A 19,974-nucleotide genomic window follows, 5' to 3' on the forward strand; every position below is an offset into this window, starting at 1 on the left:
TATTAGACGTAAGATTAAATTATATAAATGAAAACGTAAATGTTTCATAGGAAACATTTTATGGAGAATAGTCAATAGGCCTAAAAGGTGGTGGAATATGTATGAAAAATACGTTTTCTCGTTTATTTGGCTTTGGAGATAAAGAGAGCGAATTCGAATTACAAGACGAAAGCCATGAAGAGATAGATAAAAAGGTATATGAAGAAATACAAGAAATTCCGATAGTAAATATTACCCCTAACCGTTATCAACCAAGAACAGTTTTTGATGATGCGCGTATTGATGAGCTAGCATTAACAATTCGTACACATGGACTTATTCAGCCGATTGTTGTAAGGCAATATGAGGATGATAAGTACGAGATTATTGCTGGAGAAAGACGTTTTCGCGCGGCAACAAAGTTAGGTTGGGAAAAGGTTCCTGCAATTATAAAGAACTTAAATGATACAGAGACAGCTTCTGTAGCTTTAATTGAAAACTTGCAACGTGAGGAACTAACGGCAATCGAGGAAGCTGTGGCATATCAAAAGCTGATTGAGTTACATAATTTAACACAAGAAGCATTGGCACAACGACTTGGAAAAGGACAATCTACAATCGCAAATAAGTTGCGATTGTTAAAGTTGCCTGAAGAAATAAAAAGTGCATTATTAGAAAAAAGCATTACAGAACGTCATGCCCGCGCTCTCATTCCTTTAAAAAATGAGGAATTACAACTGAAAGTTTTACAGGAAATTGTGGAGAAACAACTAAATGTAAAGCAAACAGAAGAACGAATTGCGAAGTTACTAGAGGAAGCGAAACCGAAGCGTAAGGCAAAGCAAAAAGCAGTAAGTCGAGATACGAGGATTGCTATGAATACAATTAGACAATCTTTACAAATGGTTACTGAAAGTGGTTTGAATGTTAATTCTGAGGAAGAAGAATTTGATGAGTACTATCAAATTACAATTAAAATTCCAAAGAAAAAATAATAATGACGTGCTAGAGACCTTATCCTATTGGAGAGGTCTCTTTTACTATATTTTCTTGTTAAATGAAGAAGGAGTTTAGAAATAAATTTTGAAGTTTAATAAAGGACGTAAAAGAAAAAGTTTTATTTCATGTTACAATAAACGTAATTGTTACTAGAATAAGATAGAAAGGTTGAAAGTAGGTGACATCATGGGAAAAATCATTGCTATTGCTAATCAAAAAGGCGGTGTTGGAAAAACAACAACATCTGTTAATTTAGGGGCTGGATTGGCGCAAGTAGGTAAAAAAGTCCTTCTTGTAGATATTGATGCTCAAGGAAATGCAACGACTGGTGTGGGAATTGAAAAATCTGAATTAGATCAATGTATTTACAACGTTCTTGTGGAAGATGCAGATGTTCAAGGGGTTATACAGAAAACCGCAACTGAAAACTTAGATGTTCTACCCGCTACAATTCAATTAGCTGGTGCTGAAATTGAATTGGTACCGACTATTTCCCGGGAAGTACGTTTGCAAAGAGCATTACAGCCAGTTCGTGATGAATATGACTATATTATTATCGACTGTCCCCCATCTTTAGGGTTATTAACGATTAATGCATTAACAGCAGCAGATTCTGTTATTATTCCTGTACAGTGTGAATATTACGCACTAGAAGGGTTAAGTCAGCTATTAAATACAGTTCGACTTGTACAAAAACATTTAAATAAAAATTTAGCAATTCAAGGTGTATTGTTAACAATGTTGGATGCCCGTACAAATTTAGGAATCCAAGTTATAGATGAAGTGAAAAAGTATTTTAGGGATAAAGTATATCGCTCGATTATTCCGCGTAATGTACGCTTGAGCGAGGCTCCAAGTCATGGGAAACCTATTATGCAGTATGACGCTAAATCAAGAGGAGCAGAAGTATATATAGATTTAGCAGAGGAAGTGATTGCAGGTGGCTAAAGGATTAGGAAGAGGAATTAATGTGTTTTTTCCTGATTTAGATGTGAAAGAAGAGGAAACAATTCAGGAGATTCTTGTAACTGAATTAAGGCCGAATCCATATCAACCGCGTAAACACTTTAACAAAGAGGCGATTCAGGAATTAGCAATTTCGATTAAGGAACACGGTATTCTACAACCATTAATTGCTAGGAAGAGTATTAAAGGATATGAAATTGTTGCAGGTGAAAGACGATTTCGTGCTGCGAAAGAGGCTGGTTTAGAAAAAGTACCTGCGGTTGTAAGACAATTAACTGAACAGCAAATGATGGAATTTGCTTTGTTAGAAAACTTACAACGAGAAGATTTAAATCCTATGGAAGAGGCAATGGCATACCAGATGTTAATGAATGAGCTAAATGTAACGCAAGAACAATTAGCGAAACGTCTTGGTAAAAGCAGACCTTACATTGCAAATTATACTAGGTTATTAAGCCTACCTTCTTTCGTACAAGATATGATTGCAAATGGTCAACTTTCAATGGCGCATGGGAGAACTTTACTTACGATAAAAGATGAAGAACAATTGGAGTCCTTATTGAAACGCATTGAAAAAGAAGGATTAAATGTTCGTCAATTAGAGAAAATCGTCCAAGAGATTAATCAACACGTTTCACGTGAAACAAAAAAAGTGAAAAAAGAGCGAAATATATTTTTCGTAGAACGTGAAACGTTCTTAAGAGAAAAGTTTGGCACAGATGTAAAAATTAAAGAGACGAAAAAAGAAAAAGGTAAAATCGAAATTGAATTTTTTAATAAAGAAGATTTAAATCGTATTTTAGAACTATTAGCACAGAAAAATTAAAAAGCAAACCATCTTATTATTTATAGATGGTTTGCTTTTTTTAATGCGGATAATTTTTGATCCGTCTCTTTTATACTTTGTGCGATTACATCAGCCATTTTCATGACTAAACTTAATCTTGTATTTTGAAGAACGAAAAACTCCATAAACCCATTTAGATTGACGATACCGTGTATGTGCAAATCACCAACTGCAGGTAATTTCTTATTCATAGCAGCTCCAGGTTTACTAGGCCCCTTTCCAGTAGTGATTGATCCGATATTTTGGGACTTTCCTAAACATGCATCAACAGCAATTATAAATGCAGTAGGATTTTCTTTCTGTATATTCTGAATTTTCTCTTCTAAATTTAGCGCATGTACTGGCTCATCTAGTGTACCGAATACTTGGAGGTTTTGGATGTCTATTTGTTCAAGTTTTGTACCAACTAACGGGCCGAGTGCATCACCAGTAGAGCGATCTGTTCCGATACAAACGAGAATGATTGGTATATTAGTTTTAATAGGAATATGGGTAAGTAAGAAATTACTTATTATCTCAGAGGCTTCTAGATCTTGGTGCATAACGTTTTGAGTTTCTTTCTCAAAAAATGGTAAGCGAAAACTTCCAATATTCATGAAGCACCCATCCTTTTAATAAATTTTCAATATATGTTATATGGTGAGGAAAATGGAAAGTTATAAGTGCGTAATTTTTGCAAAATGTGAATGAAAACGGAAATAATAGTACTAGTATATATATATTCGTTCCATTTTATACCTGGATATCGGGGATAAAATAGGATTAAAATCATAAAATTTTTTCAGCAATTAGGGGACTTCTGATACAATAATAAGGGTAACTAAAAAGAAATTTTAGCTAGAGAGGTAGAGGTACATGGATTTATTAACGAAGTGGTTTAATTCTATGAAACAGTATTTATTAGATGCTGATCGTTGGGCTCATATTGGAGTTGCGACATTAAAAATATGCATTATTTTAATAATTGGTGCGGTTGTTGTGCGAATTGCAAGAGCGGTTGTACGAAATGCGTTTCGCATGGGAAGTCGTTCTCCAATTCAAATTTCAGAACGTCGTACAGTTACAGTAGCGAAATTACTTGAAAATATTGTAGCGTACGTTGTTATGTTCATTATGCTAATTGCGATTTTAGGTGTGTTTGATATTAATGCATCAGGTTTATTAGCGGGTGCTGGGGTAATTGGTTTAGCAGTCGGATTTGGTGCTCAAAGTTTAGTGAAAGATGTTATTACAGGTTTATTTATTTTGTTAGAAGATCAGTTTTCGGTTGGCGATTATGTTAAAATCGGTCAATTTGAAGGAGTCGTTTTAGAAATTGGACTTCGTACAACGAAAGTAAAGAGTTGGACAGGTGAAATTCATACTTTACCAAATGGAAGTATTGTTCAAGTTACTAACTACTCAGTTAGTAATAGTGTAGCGTTTGTTGATGTATCTATTTCATATGAGGCTGATATTGCGAAAGCAGAGCAAGTTATTGAAGATTTATTAGTAGAATTACCTTCAAAGTACGAAAAAATGGTAACAACACCTCAATTATTAGGTGTGCAAACATTAGCTGCATCAGAAGTTATATTACGTGTTATTGCTGAAGTAGAACCGATGCAACATGCAGTTATTGCAAGGGCACTTCGTAAAGAGATTAAAAATCGTCTTGATTTACATGGAATTGAAATTCCATATCCACGTATGGTTTTATATAATCGTGAAGAATTAGTTAGTGGAAAAGCAATTTAGTATGGAGAGGAGTTTGGAGAGTGGAGCAAAAGGAATATAACTTGTATGATGTTGTGGAAATGAAGAAAGCCCATCCATGTGGCGAGAATCGTTGGAAAATTATTCGTATGGGAATGGATATCCGCATTAAGTGCGAGGGGTGTGACCATTCAGTAATGATTCCTCGAAGAGAGTTTGATCGTAAGGTGAAAAAAATACTTGTGAAGCACGAAGAATAGAGGGAGAGTAACAGTTACAGTAGGTAACTGTTACTTTTTTTCGTTTGGCGGAAACTTGTCATTTTTTTCGTTACTATCTATAATGATGAAAGATTGAGACATAGGAGTGAAAAATATGGGATTAACGGCTGGGATTGTTGGATTACCTAACGTAGGGAAGTCCACTTTATTTAATGCAATTACACAAGCAGGAGCAGAATCTGCGAACTATCCATTCTGTACAATTGATCCAAACGTAGGGATTGTAGAAGTACCAGATGAGCGTTTAAATAAATTAACGGAATTAGTAGAACCGAAAAAGACTGTTCCGACTGTATTCGAGTTTACTGATATTGCAGGTATTGTAAAAGGTGCTAGTAAAGGTGAAGGTTTAGGAAATAAATTCTTATCTCACATTCGTCAAGTAGATGCAATTTGCCAAGTTGTTCGTTGTTTTGAAGACGAAAATATTACGCACGTTTCAGGGAAAGTAGATCCAATTGATGATATTGAAACAATCAATTTAGAGCTAATTTTAGCGGACTTAGAGTCTGTTGATAAGCGTATCGAGCGTGTTGCGAAATTAGCAAGACAAAAAGATAAAGAAGCGGTATATGAGCATGAAATTTTAGTTCGTTTAAAAGAAGCTTTTGAAGAGGGAAAACCAGCTCGTACTGTTGAATTTACAGAAGAGCAGATGAAGGTTGTTAAAGGCCTTCATTTACTTACAACAAAAGAAATGTTATACGTAGCGAATGTAAGTGAAGACGATGTTATCGATCCTTCGGAAAATAAATACGTACAAATGGTAAAAGAATTTGCAGCAAATGAAAATTCTCAAGTAATCGTTGTATGTGCAAAAATCGAATCAGAAATCGCTGAATTAGACGAAGAAGAGAAAAAAGTATTCCTTGAAGAATTAGGAATTGAAGAGTCTGGTTTAGATCAATTAATTCGTGCAGCATATGACCTATTAGGACTTGCTACTTACTTTACAGCTGGCGTTCAAGAAGTACGTGCTTGGACATTTAAACAAGGAATGAAGGCACCGCAATGTGCTGGTGTTATTCATACAGACTTTGAGCGTGGATTTATTCGTGCAGAAACAGTTTCTTACGATGACTTAATGACAAACGGTTCTATGACAGCTGCAAAAGAAGCTGGAAAAGTACGTTTAGAAGGAAAAGAATATATCGTAAAAGACGGAGATGTTATGCACTTCCGTTTTAACGTTTAATTTAATATTTCCTAGGAAAAATAAAGATATGAGCTTGGCAAATATATTATATGTTTGCCAAGTTTTTTATGTATTGGTGAGTTGATTCATATAACTTACTATGATATAATCTAAACTCGTGAGTAATTACTATAAATTAATTGCTCCTTGCCCATTACGGGCCGTTTAGACCAAAAGGAGGTGAAAGTGTAATGAGAAAGTACGAAATTATGTACATCATTCGTCCTGGCGTTGAAGAAGAAGCTCAAAAAGCTTTAGTTGAACGTTTTGCAGGTGTTTTAACAAACAATGGTGCAGAAATCATTAACACGAAAGAGTGGGGTAAGCGTCGTTTAGCTTACGAAATCAACGACTTACGTGAAGGTTTCTACATGATCTTAAACGTGAAATCTAACGCAGAAGCGATTAACGAATTCGACCGTTTAGCTAAGATCAACGAAGACATCCTTCGTCATATCGTTGTTAAAGAAGAAGAAAAATAATTGATATATAAGGGAGAGTGGTTCGATTGATGAATCGTGTTATCCTCGTTGGTCGTTTAACTAAGGACCCTGACTTACGTTACACGCCCAATGGTGTTGCAGTAGCTACTTTTACGTTAGCTGTGAATCGCGCATTTGCCAATCAACAAGGTGAGCGTGAAGCTGACTTTATTAATTGTGTAATATGGCGTAAACAAGCAGAAAACGTAGCAAATTATTTGAAAAAAGGTAGCTTAGCAGGCGTAGATGGACGTCTTCAAACTCGTAATTACGAGGGACAAGATGGTAAACGTGTATACGTAACAGAAGTTCTTGCGGAAAGCGTGCAATTTTTAGAGCCGCGTAATGGCGGTGGGGAGCAACGTGGTTCATTTAATCAGCAACCATCAGGAGCTGGTTTCGGTAACCAAGGCTCTAACCCATTTGGTCAATCTAGTAATTCAGGTAACCAAGGTAACCAAGGTAACCAAGGTAACTCTGGATTTACGAAGAATGACGATCCATTTTCAAATGTAGGTCAACCGATCGACATTTCCGACGACGATTTACCGTTCTAATACAGTAAATTTGTTAGTTTTAACAAAGAATGGAGGGAAATAGACATGGCAGGACGCAAAGGTGGACGTGCGAAACGTCGTAAGGTGTGTTTCTTCACAGCTAACGGCATCACTCGCATTGACTATAAAGATGTTGATTTATTAAAACGTTTCGTTTCTGAGCGTGGTAAAATTTTACCTCGTCGTGTAACAGGAACAAGCGCGAAATACCAACGCAAACTTACAGTTGCAATTAAACGTGCTCGTCAAATGGCACTTTTACCATATGTTGGTGAATAATAGCGTATGAAATGCACAGTAGAGTCGGACTCTACTGTGCATTTTGCTATGCTTTTCTTTTTTGAAAGAGAGGTTAAAATGTGAAACAAGCAAGATTTATTACTGAAGGTGCCGCGTTGTTGGCTATATATGCAATGTTATTGCTTATATCTATGTATGTTCCGATTTTGGGTACAGTTGTAACTTTTGCGTTGCCGTTACCATTTATACTATTAATGATAAGACATAAACTATCTAATGTGCTCGTGGTTTTTGTAGCGGCACTTTTTGTTACTGTTATTGTGAGTCAACCGATGAATTTAGTGAAGACAATTATGTTTGGATTGATAGGGATTGTTTTAGGATATATGTATAAAACAAGAAAAAAGCCAGTGGAAATCTTAATAGCTGGGACGCTTGCATACTTAATTGGTTTTGTACTTATTTATGTTGCGAGTATAAAGTTTTTCAACATAGATATAATGAAGCAAATGCAAAGTATATTTAGTGAAAGTATGGCGAAAAGCGAAAAGATAGTAAGTGCTACAGGTATGCCGATTAGTAAGGAACAAAAAGAGTTACTTGCACAAATGAATGATATATTACAATCGTTACTTCCGAGTATACTTGTGCTAGTTTCAGTATGTTTTTCTTGGATTACAGTGATAATATCAGGTAGTGTTTTGAAAAAGTTAAAACATGACGTTATATCTTGGCCTAAATTTAAAGATATACAATTACCAAAGAGTATCATTTGGTATTACGTTATATTTATTTTGTTAGCAACTTTTATAAAAGTAGAACCAACATCATATTTACATATGGTATTTTCTAACCTAAATGTCATATTTGCACTATTGCTTGTACTGCAAGGTCTGACATTTATCGCCTTTTTAGCGTATAGAAAAGGTTTTACTAAAGGGGTTCCTATTATTAGTTTTATTGCATGCATGTTTATTCCGATGCTGTTTCCTCTTGTGACAATCTTAGGTATAATTGACTTAGGGATTTCATTGCGTTCTAAAATAGGGGGATAAAATAATATTCCTTATACTATTTTAATCTGTTTAACTAACTGGAAGGTGAGTTAGTTTTACTTTATAGGAGTTGTATACATGCCTGAATTTGATAAGAAACAGTGGTTTTTATATCCTGTTTATGTATTGGCATTTTTTGTGTTTGTGCTCATTTCAATTCTCTGTTATTTTCATTTAATTATGGGGATAGCTGCTTTTGTCATTTTTTGTATCGTATTCTTTATCGTTATACGATTTGAACTTAATTTTCAAAGGAATTTCGAAAAGCATACGACAGATATGATTACAAGAGTAAAGAAAGTAAGTAATGAAGCATTTAACCAAATGCCGATTGGTATTTTGTTATACAATAAGGATTATGGGATTGATTGGGCAAATCCTTATTTATCTTCATGTCTGGGACAGCATGCATTAGCTGGATGGCACCTTTACGATGTATCAGAAACATTACTTCTTTTCATTAAAGGAGAAACTTCTGATGATATAGTCTCTTTAAATAATCGAAAGTTTCGCGTTTTTGTAAGGAAAGAAGAAAAGTTAATTTATTTCTTTGATGTAACGGAACAAACAGAAATCGAAAAGATGTACGAGGATCAAAGGACTGTTTTAGCTGTCATCTATTTGGATAATTATGATGAAGTTACACAAGGATTAGATGATCAATTACGTACGAATATAACAAGTCTTGTGACATCGCGACTAAATGAATGGGCACTTAAGTATGGGGCGTATTTAAAACGTGCATCTTCAGAAAGATTCTTCGTTGTGCTAAATGAAAGTATTTTGACGCAGATGGAAAAAGGGAAATTTAGCATTTTAGATCAGGTGCGTGAAGAAACATCTAAAAGGAATATACCACTTACATTAAGTGTGGGTGTCGGATCAGGTGATTTACCTTTATCAGAGCTTGGAGCAATGGCTCAATCTGGTTTAGATCTTGCGCTTGGGCGTGGGGGAGACCAAGTAGCTATTAAACAAGCGACAGGTAAAGTTAAGTTCTATGGAGGTAAGACAAATCCGGTTGAAAAACGTACCCGTGTACGCGCTAGGGTCATTTCGCATGCGTTAAAGGATTTAGTATTAGAAAGTAGTAATGTCATTATTATGGGGCATAGGGCTCCCGATATGGACGCAATTGGTGCTGCGATTGGTATTTTAAAAGTGGCTCAATTAAATGAGCGTAAAGGATATATTGTGTTAGATGAAAATGATTCCGATAAAGGAATTAAGCGTTTGATGGACAAAGTGAAACAAAATGAGGAGTTATGGTCTCGTTTTATTACTCCAGAGCAAGCGATGGAATTTGCAAATGATGAGTCGTTACTTGTTGTTGTCGATACGCATAAACCTTCTATGGTGATGGAGCAAAAACTGTTACATAAAATTGAAAATGTAGTAGTTATTGATCATCATCGCCGTGGAGAAGATTTTATTGAAGATCCATTGCTAGTTTATATGGAACCATATGCTTCTTCAACAGCAGAATTGGTTACAGAATTACTTGAGTATCAACCTAAAAATTTAAAGATGACAATGTTAGAAGCGACGGCATTGTTAGCGGGTATTATTGTCGACACGAAAAGTTTCACATTCCGGACAGGGGCTCGTACATTTGATGCTGCTTCTTATTTACGCTCACATGGTGCAGATACTGTACTTGTACAAGAACTTTTAAAGGAAGATATGGATCAGTATTTACGGGTTGCAAAAGCTATAAAAAATGCGTACATTTATAAAAATGGAATTGCGATTGCTAAAGTTGATAGTGATGATTACTACGATCAAGTGCTTATTGCGCAATCGGCAGACACGTTATTAACGATGACAGGGATTATTGCATCATTTGTTGTTGCGAAACGTGGCGAGAATCTCATTGGAATGAGCGGCAGGTCTTTAGGTGAAGTGAATGTGCAGCTAATTATGGAAAACTTAGGCGGTGGCGGGCATTTGACGAATGCAGCCACACAAATGAAAAATGTTACAGTAGATGAAGCTGAGGAGAAGCTTCGATTTGTTATTGATGACTATTTACAGGGAGGCACACAATCATGAAAGTAATTTTTCTAAAAGACGTAAAAGGTAAAGGTAAAAAAGGAGAAGTAAAAAACGTACCAGATGGCTATGCAAATAACTTCTTACTAAAACAAGGATTAGCTGCTGAAGCAACAAATAGCAGTATGAAAACTTTAGAAGCTCAAAAGCGTAAAGAAGAAAAAGATGCAGCAGCAGAGCTTGAAAATGCAAAAGAGTTAAAAGAGACTTTAGAGAAATTAACTGTAGAATTAAAGGCGAAATCTGGAGAAGGTGGCCGTTTATTTGGTTCTATCACAAGCAAACAAATCGTAGATGCAATGCAAAAATCACACAAGATTAAGCTTGATAAACGTAAATTTGAAATGGACGATGCAATCCGCGCGTTAGGTTATACAAACGTTACTGTGAAATTGCATCCACAAGTAACAGCAACAGTAAAAGTTCATGTTAGTGAACAATAAAAATAAATTAAGCAAGGAGGATTGCGTATGAGTGATGTACTTGCTGATCGTACCCCTCCGCATAATATAGAGGCTGAGCAGGCGGTTTTAGGGGCCATATTGATTGATCAAGATGCGTTAACTTCAGCATCAGAGTTATTGGTACCTGATTCGTTCTATCGAACGAAACATCAAAAGATTTTTGAAGTCATGCTTGGGCTATCTGATAAGGGAGAGCCGATCGACTTAGTAATGATGACATCAGCAATGGCTGATCAAGGATTACTAGAAGAAGTTGGTGGGGTTTCTTACTTAGCAGAGTTAGCAGAAGTTGTGCCAACTGCAGCTAACGTAGAATATTACGCACGCATCATCGCTGAAAAGGCGCTTTTACGTCGTTTAATTCGCACGGCGACTCATATTGTATCGGATGGATACGAGAGAGAAGATGATGTGGATGGTCTTTTAAATGAGGCTGAGAAAAAAATATTAGAAGTATCCCATCAAACGAATGCAAAAGCATTCCAAAACATTAAAGATGTTCTTGTAGATGCTTATGACAAAATTGAACTTTTGCATAATCAAAAGGGTGAAGTTACTGGGATACCAACTGGGTTTACTGAATTAGATAAGATGACAGCAGGTTTCCAACGAAATGATTTAATTATCGTGGCAGCACGTCCATCAGTAGGGAAAACGGCATTTTCATTAAATATTGCACAAAACGTAGCGACGAAAACGGATGAAAATGTAGCGATTTTTAGTTTGGAGATGGGTGCTGATCAGCTTGTTATGCGTATGCTTTGTGCAGAAGGGAATATTGATGCACAAAGACTTCGTACTGGTTCATTAACTTCCGATGATTGGGCAAAATTAACAATGGCAATGGGGAGTCTCTCAAATGCTGGTATATATATTGATGATACGCCAGGTATTAAAGTAAATGAGATTCGAGCAAAATGTCGTAGATTAAAGCAAGAACAAGGTCTTGGTATGATTTTGATTGACTATTTGCAGCTTATTCAAGGAAGTGGGAAATCAGGAGAAAACCGTCAGCAGGAAGTATCTGAGATTTCTCGTACCTTAAAAGGGATTGCACGTGAATTGCAAGTGCCTGTTATTGCTTTATCACAGTTATCTCGTGGTGTAGAATCTCGTCAAGATAAACGCCCGATGATGTCTGATATTCGTGAATCTGGAAGTATTGAGCAGGATGCTGATATTGTAGCTTTCCTATATCGTGAAGACTACTATGATCGAGAAACGGAAAACAAAAATACAATTGAAATTATTATTGCAAAACAACGTAACGGTCCAGTAGGTTCAGTGGAACTTGCATTCGTCAAAGAGTTCAATAAGTTCGTTAACTTAGAACGTCGTTTTGAGGATGGACATGCTCCACCGGCATAAAGGCAGTATAAAAAAGAAACACATTTCTTATAATAAGATGTGTTTCTTTTTTTTTTATAAGAAAGATAAGGCTTTCATAAGTTAAATATATAATTCTTACGAACGAAAATGTTTTTTTGTGAAAAAATGTTCGCTTTTCGGTTGACTTCTCTTTCGGTTTTGGTACAATTATATTGTTTGAATAGATCGTTTGAAAATTGCGGAGGTGCTTTAATAATGTCTTCAGTAGTAGTTGTAGGAACACAATGGGGCGATGAAGGAAAAGGTAAAATCACTGATTTTCTTTCTGAGCATGCGGAAGTAGTTGCAAGATATCAAGGTGGAAATAACGCGGGACATACAATTGTTTTCGGCGGAGTTAAATATAAATTACACTTAATTCCATCTGGTATTTTCTATAAAGAGAAAATTTGTGTAATCGGAAACGGATTAGTAGTAGATCCAAAAGCATTACTTGAAGAGTTAAAATACTTACACGATCGTGGTGTAAGTACTGATAATTTACGTGTAAGTAACCGTGCACATGTTATTTTACCTTACCACTTAAAGCAAGATGAGTTAGAAGAAGCAAGTAAAGGTGATAACAAAATCGGTACAACGAAAAAAGGTATCGGTCCTGCATATATGGATAAAGCTGCTCGTATTGGTATTCGTATGGCTGATCTTTTAGACCGTGAAGCATTTAAAGAGAAGCTTGAGCGCAATTTAGTAGAAAAAAATCGTTTATTTGAAAAAATGTACGATACAGAAGGTTTCACTGTAGAAGAAATTTTCGAAGAGTACTTCGAGTACGGGCAACAAATCGCGCAATATGTATGTGATACGTCTGTTGTATTAAATGATGCATTAGATAATAATCACCGTGTATTATTTGAAGGTGCGCAAGGTGTTATGCTTGATATTGACCACGGTACGTACCCGTTCGTTACATCTTCTAACCCAATTGCTGGTGGTGTAACAGTTGGAACTGGAGTTGGTCCTGCGAAAGTTACTCGCGTTGTAGGTGTATGTAAAGCATATACAAGCCGTGTTGGTGATGGTCCATTCCCTACTGAACTTCATGATGAAATTGGTCATCAAATTCGTGAAGTTGGTCGCGAGTATGGAACGACAACTGGTCGTCCACGCCGCGTAGGTTGGTTCGATAGCGTTGTTGTAAGACATGCACGTCGTGTTAGTGGTTTAACGGATTTATCATTAAATTCTATCGACGTTTTAACAGGTATTCCAACTCTTAAAATTTGTGTTGCTTACAAATACAATGGCGAAGTTATTGATGAAGTTCCAGCTAACTTAAACATTTTAGCAAAATGTGAGCCTGTATATGAAGAGCTTCCAGGTTGGGAAGAAGATATTACTGGTGTAAAATCATTAGATGGACTTCCTGAAAATGCACGAAAATACGTAGAACGTGTTTCTGAGTTAACAGGAATTCAAATATCTATGTTCTCAGTTGGACCAGATCGTAACCAAACAAATATTGTTCGTAATGTATATGAAGCTTAATTAATATTTTTTAGAAAAAACTCATGTCCGCATGAGTTTTTTCTTATTCTTTTATAAAAAAATAAAAAAAGTATTGCAATAAATACAGAATACATGTTATGATACATCTTGTCGTCACGAAAATATGACGTTGGTGAGTATGAGCCATTAGCTCAGTTGGTAGAGCATCTGACTTTTAATCAGAGGGTCGAAGGTTCGAGTCCTTCATGGCTCACCATTTTATTTTTCGTGGCCCGTTGGTCAAGTGGTTAAGACACCGCCCTTTCACGGCGGTAACACGGGTTCGAATCCCGTACGGGTCATGTTTTTTTTTGCTTATTTTTGGTCCCGTGGTGTAGTGGTTAACATGCCTGCCTGTCACGCAGGAGATCGCCGGTTCGACCCCGGTCGGGACCGCCACTTTTGTTTATACCACCATTAGTGGTTTTATATATAGTTTTGGCTCGGTAGCTCAGTCGGTAGAGCAGAGGACTGAAAATCCTCGTGTCGGCGGTTCGATTCCGTCCCGAGCCACTCTCAGGATATTAAGTGGGCCCACTTAATATCCTTTTTATTTATGTAATTTTACAAAACTGAGTAGTTATTTTAAAATAGAACGAGGAGCCTCTAGCAGTTGAAGCTAGAGGTTTTTCTATAGATCGTATAAGATGCCGTGTAAAAGTGGATCATACATGAGTCTATGAGAATAGAGGAGAAAATACTTAAACAAAGGATGCGGTCATATAGGACATACTATGTAAACATCAATATGTTTAGGGATTATTGACCATATTTTTATAAGGAGGAAATAGACGATGATGGGAAAGAAAATTTTAGTAGTTGATGATGAAAAGCCGATTGCAGATATTTTGAAGTTTAACTTAGAAAAAGAAGGTTTTGAAATAGTAATGGCGCATGATGGTGATGAAGCAATTGAAAAGGCTAATGAAGAGCAACCAGATATGGTTTTATTAGATATTATGCTACCAGGTAAAGACGGCTTAGAGGTTTGCCGTGAAATACGTAAAAGCTCAGAAATGCCGATTATTATGCTTACAGCAAAGGACTCTGAGATTGATAAAGTATTAGGGCTTGAGCTTGGGGCAGATGATTATGTAACGAAGCCATTTAGTACAAGGGAATTACTTGCTCGTGTGAAGGCGAATTTACGCCGCCATCAACAAGGTGGTGCTGCGGAAAAAGAAGAAAATACAGAAATGGTTATTGGACCAATTGTGATTAATCCAAATGCATATAGTGTAACGAAGCGCGAGGAAAATATCGAGCTTACACATCGTGAATTTGAGTTGCTACATTATTTAGCGAAACATTTAGGACAAGTTATGACACGCGAACATTTATTACAAACAGTTTGGGGTTATGACTATTTTGGAGATGTGCGCACAGTAGACGTTACAGTACGTCGTTTGCGTGAAAAAATTGAAGATAATCCAAGCCATCCTACTTTAATTGTAACTAGACGTGGAGTAGGGTATTACTTGCGTGACCCAGAGCAGGAATAGTATATGAAGAAAGTTGGTTTTTTTCAATCTATTCATTTAAAATTTGTGCTTATATATATGCTATTAATATTAATAGCGATGCAAGTTATTGGAGTATATTTCGTAAGGGAATTAGAGAAGAGCTTAGTACAAGGTTTTAGGGATTCTTTAACGCAGCAAACAAACTTATTATCATATAATTTGAAGCAAGAGTTTAAAAAAAGTTATACAAAAGCAGAAACAGAGTCAACAGATGAAACGATTAAAACTTCAATTCGAAAATTTGCCTCTGATCAGAAGAAAGTTATACAAGAGGTAAGCGTATTTGATTCGCACAGAAAGTTACTGGCTATTTCAGATGAATCAAAGCAGAATAAGGTGAATCGAACATCAACTGATATAGCTGTTCAGCGAGTATTAGTACAAAAAAAGCCGGAAGTGAAAATTGAGAAGGATGGTAGTACAGGTCATCGTGTTCAAGTTATGCTTACTCCGATTCTAGATGATAACGGTAAGGATGCGCTTGGTGTTATTTACATTGTGGCATCTATGGAAGATGTATATAAACAAATGAAGGATATAAATCAAATTTTTGCTACGGGAACAGTAATTGCTTTATTAGTAACGGCCGTACTTGGGATTTTATTGGCTCAAACAATTACAAGACCAATTTCAGATATGCGGAGACAAGCAATCGAAATGGCAAAAGGAAATTATTCCAGAAAAGTAAAAGTGCATAGCCATGATGAAATTGGACAACTGGCATTATCCTTCAATAATTTATCGAAAAAATTACAACAAGCTCGTTCTTCTACAGAAAGTGAAAGGCGTAAATTATCATCTGTTTTATCACATATGACAGATGGAGTAATTGCTACTGATCGAAAAGGGGATATTATTTTACTAAATGACCCTGCGGAAAAGATGTTAAATGTTTCTCGTGAAACAGCGCTCGATCAATCTGTTTTAGAGGTATTAGGGATACAGGAAGAATTTACGCTCGATCATTTATATGAAGAGCCAGATTCTGTTTTATTAGATTTTAGTACGAGAAACGAACCATATATTTTACGTGCTAGTTTCTCTGTTATTCAAAAAGAAACAGGGAAGGCAAACGGCTTAATTGCTGTACTATATGATGTAACAGAGCAGGAACGTATAGAACGGGAACGCCGTGAGTTTGTGGCAAATGTCTCTCATGAATTAAGGACGCCATTAACGACGATGCGCAGTTATTTAGAGGCACTTACAGATGGAGCATGGCAGGATCCAAATATTGCACCACAATTTTTAACGGTTACACAAGAAGAAACAGAAAGAATGATTAGACTTGTAAATGCGTTGTTACAGCTATCTAAACTGGATAGTACAGAGCATCGTTTAATGAAAGAATGGGTCGACTTTACTGATTTCTTTAATAATATTATTGATCGCTTTGAAATGTCTAAAGAGCAAAATGTAAGTTTCAAACGATCTTTCTCTAAGAAATCTAGATTTATTGATATGGATACTGACAAAATTACTCAAGTGCTGTATAACATTATTTCTAACGCATTAAAGTATTCACCAGAAGGTGGAACAGTAACATATCGTTTACGTGATCGCGGTGATTTATTAGAAATTAGTGTAAGTGACCAAGGAATGGGTATTCCAAAAGAAAACGTTGATAAAATCTTTGAACGTTTTTATCGCGTAGATAAAGCTCGTTCAAGACAAATGGGTGGTACGGGACTTGGATTAGCAATTGCAAAAGAAATGATTGAGGCACATGGTGGCTCTATTTGGGCGAAGAGTGAAGAAGGAAAAGGGACAACTATTTATTTCACGTTACCAATGGCAGCAGATGAAGAGGACGATTGGGAATGAGTATGGAAAACTTTAAAACAATAGTTTTAATTAACCTAGTTGTAATTAGCCTATTTCTTACTTTTAATCTATGGACGTATGTGCCAGATTCTACATCCATGCAAAACGCGAAATTTGTACAGGGGAATGAAGGAATGAACCAAACTAAAATTTCCGATGTTGTCCGTCCTACTTCTATCATCGTGCATAAAGATAAAAATCATTATGGGAGCAGAAGAGAGGCAGATATAGAATCAATCTATAAGCCTCTAGAAGTAGGGGAACTACATGGTTTTAGAGAGATATCAATCACTAAGGGGGATTTCCTTTCATATGTGCATGGTGAAGGGAAAGTTGAACTTGTTTTCCCTACCGATATCCCATTTGATGCAGTTAAATCCATGTTCAACATGAAAGAGAAAAGTACAGATAAGCCTAAACATTTTAATCGCATTCTCCTTGATCCTTCTAGAAGTAAGGATCAAGAAATTAAAATTAACTTTGTTTCTGATGGTGATAACTTTAAAATATACGAGGCAAAATTAAGTGGCTTGTATTTAAAAGATATTGTAAATGCCCAAAATCAATTTATAGTATCAGCAAAACCTTATTTTGATTATCAACTTAATGATATGAAAAAATTATTTTTACCAGATGGAACGACAGAGTTAAGCAATATAACATATATTTCATCTAATTTAGCAGTTGATACGTTTAAGAATACTCTGTTTAGTGATCCTCGTTATTTAAGTCCGATTACCGAGATGTCGAAAGAAACATTTACAGATGGTATTAGATCCATGGAAATTGAAAACGATCGTCACATGCTAAAGTATAAAAACTCTTCTGTTTTAACTGAGAAAACGATAGATAATTTAATGCTTTTACAAAAAAGCTTTGAATTTGTAAGTGGTCACAGTGGGAGTTTGGATTCATATCGTTTGGACTATATGAATAAAGGAGAGACAGTATTTCGCTTAAATGAAGATGGATATCCAGTATTCAATGCAGATGGATTAGCGGAATTAAGACAAGTATGGGGATCAGAAGAAGTAATGGAATATGAAAGACCGTTGCTGTCTTTAAATACTAAAGGTATAGAACAGAAGGTTACTCTTCCGTCAGGGCATGTTGTAATAGCATCCCTAGAAAATAATCCAGAGATAAAGAAACAATTAATTAAGGATATTGGCATTGGATACAAGTTATCACTAGATGGGCAAGTGGTTCGACTACAACCAATTTGGTATGTAAAGCTTGTTGAAGATGAAACAGGTAAACAGAAAATCTATGAGTGGAGTGAGGGAGGACTAAATGGATTGGGATCGGATTAAAACCATATTTATTGTGACCTTTTTTGTTTTGGACCTCTTTCTCATTTTCCAATTCATTCAAAAGCAAGATAGTAATCAATTGGAGCTTATTGCAGAAACAAAGATAGATCAAGAATTAAAAGCAAATAAAATTACGATGGGAAATATCCCTAAAGAACCGAAAAAAGAGTCATTTATTAGAGCGGAAAATAAAGCCTTTAAAGAAGAAGATATACAGTCTTTGAAAAATCAAACGGTGCATATACAAAATATGTACAAGATAGAAAGTAAGCTAAAAGAGCCTTTTTTAAATACGAAATCATTATCAAAAGATAAGTATAATGAATTTTTGAAGAACTATGTATTGGATGGACAAAAGTATGAATTTGGAGCGGTGAAAGACTCTAAAATTTATTTCTTCCAAAAATATAAAGATAAGCCTATTTTCTATAATAATCAGGCGATGATTGTTGTGGAATTAAATGAAAAAAATGAACTTGTTTCATATACGCAGACAATGCTAACTGATTTAAAAGAAATGGGCGAAGGTGAAAAAACGAAAGAGCAAGAAATTATTACGGCTCAAACAGCTTTAGAAAATTTGTATTTAAAAAATAAAATTCATGGAAATACGCATGTTAAAGAAGCGCAAATTGGTTATGCCACTCTTACCGCATCTACTTCTAATAACCAAGTACTTGCTCCAACGTGGAATTTAAAAACGGAGCAGAAGCAGGACTTCTTTGTGAATGCAATTGAAGGACAAGTTATGGAATTAGGAGAAAAGGAAAATCAAGTGGTTGATGAACATACTGGAGTGAGAAAGAATGGGGTTGCATTTTAGCGTACTTGCAAGTGGAAGTACAGGAAATATGCTATACGTAGGAACCGATGAAAAAAAATTACTAGTCGACGCAGGTTTAAGTGGTAAAGCAACAGAGGCTTTATTTAAACAAGCAGAACTAAATATAAATGATGTATCAGGTATTCTTGTAACGCATGAGCATAGTGATCATATTAAAGGATTAGGTGTATTGGCACGTAAATATGATTTACCTGTTTATGCGAATGAGAAAACATGGAATGCAATGGAACATTTAATAGGAAATATCCCAACTGAACAAAAGTTTATTTTCTCAGTTGGTGATGTGAAAACATTTGGTGATATTGAAGTCGAGTCATTTGGAGTTTCTCATGATGCGGCAGAACCGATGTTTTATGCTTTCCATAACAATAATAGGAAATTAGCGCTTATTACAGATACGGGATACGTAAGTGACCGTATGAAGGGCGTTATTAAGGGAGCTAATGCTTTTGTATTTGAAAGTAATCATGATGTAGAAATGCTTCGTATGGGACGTTATCCATGGAGCATTAAACGACGTATTTTAAGTGACGTTGGGCATGTTTGTAATGAGGATGCTGCATTAGCGATGGCAGATGTAATTACAGATGAGACAAAGCATATTTATTTAGCTCATTTAAGCTTAGATAATAACATGAAAGAACTAGCGCGTATGTCAGTATCACAAGTACTAGAGGAAAAAGGATTTGGAGTGGGTGAATCCTTTGAAATTCACGATACAGATCCAAAAATGCCTACAAAAATTCAATACGTATAATTCTTCATTTTAGTAAACAATAAAGGT

General features: G+C 35.8%; 20 protein-coding genes and 4 tRNA genes. 23 read left to right on the forward strand and 1 reads right to left on the reverse strand.

What is annotated here, in order from left to right:
• The first annotated feature begins 101 nt into the window (after positions 1–101).
• From noc to spo0J, 3 genes are all read left to right on the forward strand, one after another.
• Positions 102–974, forward strand: coding sequence for a nucleoid occlusion protein (noc, locus tag ACS2CR_RS13870; RefSeq protein ID WP_000799016.1), 873 nt, complete (start codon positions 102–104; stop codon positions 972–974).
• Positions 975–1,164: 190 nt separating this feature from the next.
• The gene (gene soj / locus ACS2CR_RS13875; protein ID WP_000516114.1) at positions 1,165–1,926 is read left to right on the forward strand and encodes a sporulation initiation inhibitor protein Soj; all 762 of its coding nucleotides are present in this window, start codon (positions 1,165–1,167) and stop codon (positions 1,924–1,926) included.
• Positions 1,919–2,770 (forward strand): stage 0 sporulation protein Spo0J, encoded by an 852-nt coding sequence (gene spo0J, locus ACS2CR_RS13880; RefSeq protein ID WP_309567682.1) that lies wholly within the window; start codon positions 1,919–1,921, stop codon positions 2,768–2,770. Before soj ends, spo0J begins: the two co-directional genes overlap by 8 nt.
• Before the next feature lie 20 nt (positions 2,771–2,790).
• Here spo0J and yyaC read toward each other — a convergent pair whose 3' ends face one another.
• A complete protein-coding gene (gene yyaC, locus ACS2CR_RS13885) occupies positions 2,791–3,387 on the reverse strand; it encodes a spore protease YyaC (protein WP_053513691.1) in 597 nt (198 codons plus the stop codon).
• A gap of 259 nt (positions 3,388–3,646) precedes the next feature.
• Between yyaC and ACS2CR_RS13890 the strand changes: the two genes are divergently transcribed.
• The 20 genes from ACS2CR_RS13890 to ACS2CR_RS13985 all read left to right on the forward strand — a co-directional run bounded on the left by ACS2CR_RS13890 (position 3,647) and on the right by ACS2CR_RS13985 (position 19,947).
• On the forward strand, positions 3,647–4,528 hold the full coding sequence (locus ACS2CR_RS13890; protein ID WP_053513690.1) for a mechanosensitive ion channel family protein: 882 nt from the start codon (positions 3,647–3,649) through the stop codon (positions 4,526–4,528).
• A gap of 20 nt (positions 4,529–4,548) precedes the next feature.
• Positions 4,549–4,746 carry a DUF951 domain-containing protein gene (locus ACS2CR_RS13895; RefSeq protein WP_000435485.1) on the forward strand — a complete coding sequence of 66 codons (198 nt, stop codon included), beginning with the start codon at positions 4,549–4,551 and terminating at the stop codon, positions 4,744–4,746.
• A 115-nt stretch (positions 4,747–4,861) separates the two neighbouring features.
• A complete protein-coding gene (gene ychF, locus ACS2CR_RS13900) occupies positions 4,862–5,962 on the forward strand; it encodes a redox-regulated ATPase YchF (protein ID WP_000524672.1) in 1,101 nt (366 codons plus the stop codon).
• Between the two features lie 191 nt (positions 5,963–6,153).
• Positions 6,154–6,444, forward strand: coding sequence for a 30S ribosomal protein S6 (gene rpsF, locus ACS2CR_RS13905; RefSeq protein ID WP_001233778.1), 291 nt, complete (start codon positions 6,154–6,156; stop codon positions 6,442–6,444).
• A gap of 26 nt (positions 6,445–6,470) precedes the next feature.
• On the forward strand, positions 6,471–7,001 hold the full coding sequence (gene ssb / locus ACS2CR_RS13910) for a single-stranded DNA-binding protein (protein WP_016111064.1): 531 nt from the start codon (positions 6,471–6,473) through the stop codon (positions 6,999–7,001).
• A gap of 45 nt (positions 7,002–7,046) precedes the next feature.
• A complete protein-coding gene (gene rpsR / locus ACS2CR_RS13915; RefSeq protein WP_000918873.1) occupies positions 7,047–7,280 on the forward strand; it encodes a 30S ribosomal protein S18 in 234 nt (77 codons plus the stop codon).
• Between the two features lie 80 nt (positions 7,281–7,360).
• Entirely contained in the window at positions 7,361–8,296 is a 936-nt protein-coding gene (locus tag ACS2CR_RS13920; protein ID WP_000806422.1) for a YybS family protein, read from the forward strand.
• Between the two features lie 78 nt (positions 8,297–8,374).
• On the forward strand, positions 8,375–10,348 hold the full coding sequence (locus tag ACS2CR_RS13925) for a DHH family phosphoesterase (RefSeq protein ID WP_053513687.1): 1,974 nt from the start codon (positions 8,375–8,377) through the stop codon (positions 10,346–10,348).
• Positions 10,345–10,791: a 50S ribosomal protein L9 gene (gene rplI / locus ACS2CR_RS13930; RefSeq protein WP_000864228.1), complete on the forward strand. Its 447-nt coding sequence runs from the start codon at positions 10,345–10,347 to the stop codon at positions 10,789–10,791. Before ACS2CR_RS13925 ends, rplI begins: the two co-directional genes overlap by 4 nt.
• A gap of 27 nt (positions 10,792–10,818) precedes the next feature.
• Positions 10,819–12,180, forward strand: coding sequence for a replicative DNA helicase (gene dnaB / locus ACS2CR_RS13935; RefSeq protein WP_001286148.1), 1,362 nt, complete (start codon positions 10,819–10,821; stop codon positions 12,178–12,180).
• A 216-nt stretch (positions 12,181–12,396) separates the two neighbouring features.
• A complete protein-coding gene (locus ACS2CR_RS13940; RefSeq protein WP_000100239.1) occupies positions 12,397–13,686 on the forward strand; it encodes an adenylosuccinate synthase in 1,290 nt (429 codons plus the stop codon).
• A 141-nt stretch (positions 13,687–13,827) separates the two neighbouring features.
• Positions 13,828–13,903, forward strand: a tRNA-Lys gene (locus ACS2CR_RS13945).
• 13 nt (positions 13,904–13,916) lie between these two features.
• Positions 13,917–13,988 (forward strand) — tRNA-Glu (locus tag ACS2CR_RS13950).
• Positions 13,989–14,009: 21 nt separating this feature from the next.
• A tRNA-Asp gene (locus ACS2CR_RS13955) sits at positions 14,010–14,085 on the forward strand.
• A 41-nt stretch (positions 14,086–14,126) separates the two neighbouring features.
• A tRNA-Phe gene (locus tag ACS2CR_RS13960) sits at positions 14,127–14,199 on the forward strand.
• 281 nt (positions 14,200–14,480) lie between these two features.
• Positions 14,481–15,188: a cell wall metabolism DNA-binding response regulator WalR gene (gene walR, locus ACS2CR_RS13965; protein WP_000971865.1), complete on the forward strand. Its 708-nt coding sequence runs from the start codon at positions 14,481–14,483 to the stop codon at positions 15,186–15,188.
• Positions 15,189–15,191: 3 nt separating this feature from the next.
• On the forward strand, positions 15,192–17,033 hold the full coding sequence (walK, locus tag ACS2CR_RS13970) for a cell wall metabolism sensor histidine kinase WalK (protein ID WP_000755367.1): 1,842 nt from the start codon (positions 15,192–15,194) through the stop codon (positions 17,031–17,033).
• Positions 17,030–18,346 carry a YycH family regulatory protein gene (locus ACS2CR_RS13975; protein WP_016111063.1) on the forward strand — a complete coding sequence of 439 codons (1,317 nt, stop codon included), beginning with the start codon at positions 17,030–17,032 and terminating at the stop codon, positions 18,344–18,346. Before walK ends, ACS2CR_RS13975 begins: the two co-directional genes overlap by 4 nt.
• On the forward strand, positions 18,327–19,169 hold the full coding sequence (locus ACS2CR_RS13980) for a two-component system regulatory protein YycI (protein ID WP_000383740.1): 843 nt from the start codon (positions 18,327–18,329) through the stop codon (positions 19,167–19,169). The genes ACS2CR_RS13975 and ACS2CR_RS13980 overlap by 20 nt, the downstream gene beginning before the upstream one ends.
• Complete coding sequence (locus ACS2CR_RS13985) at positions 19,153–19,947, forward strand: MBL fold metallo-hydrolase (protein ID WP_000522837.1); 795 nt, start codon at positions 19,153–19,155, stop codon at positions 19,945–19,947. The genes ACS2CR_RS13980 and ACS2CR_RS13985 overlap by 17 nt, the downstream gene beginning before the upstream one ends.
• The last annotated feature ends 27 nt before the right edge of the window (positions 19,948–19,974 follow it).

The sequence above is a fragment of the Bacillus cereus group sp. BceL291 genome, from assembly GCF_051776705.1.
Taxonomy (GTDB): domain Bacteria; phylum Bacillota; class Bacilli; order Bacillales; family Bacillaceae_G; genus Bacillus_A; species Bacillus_A cereus.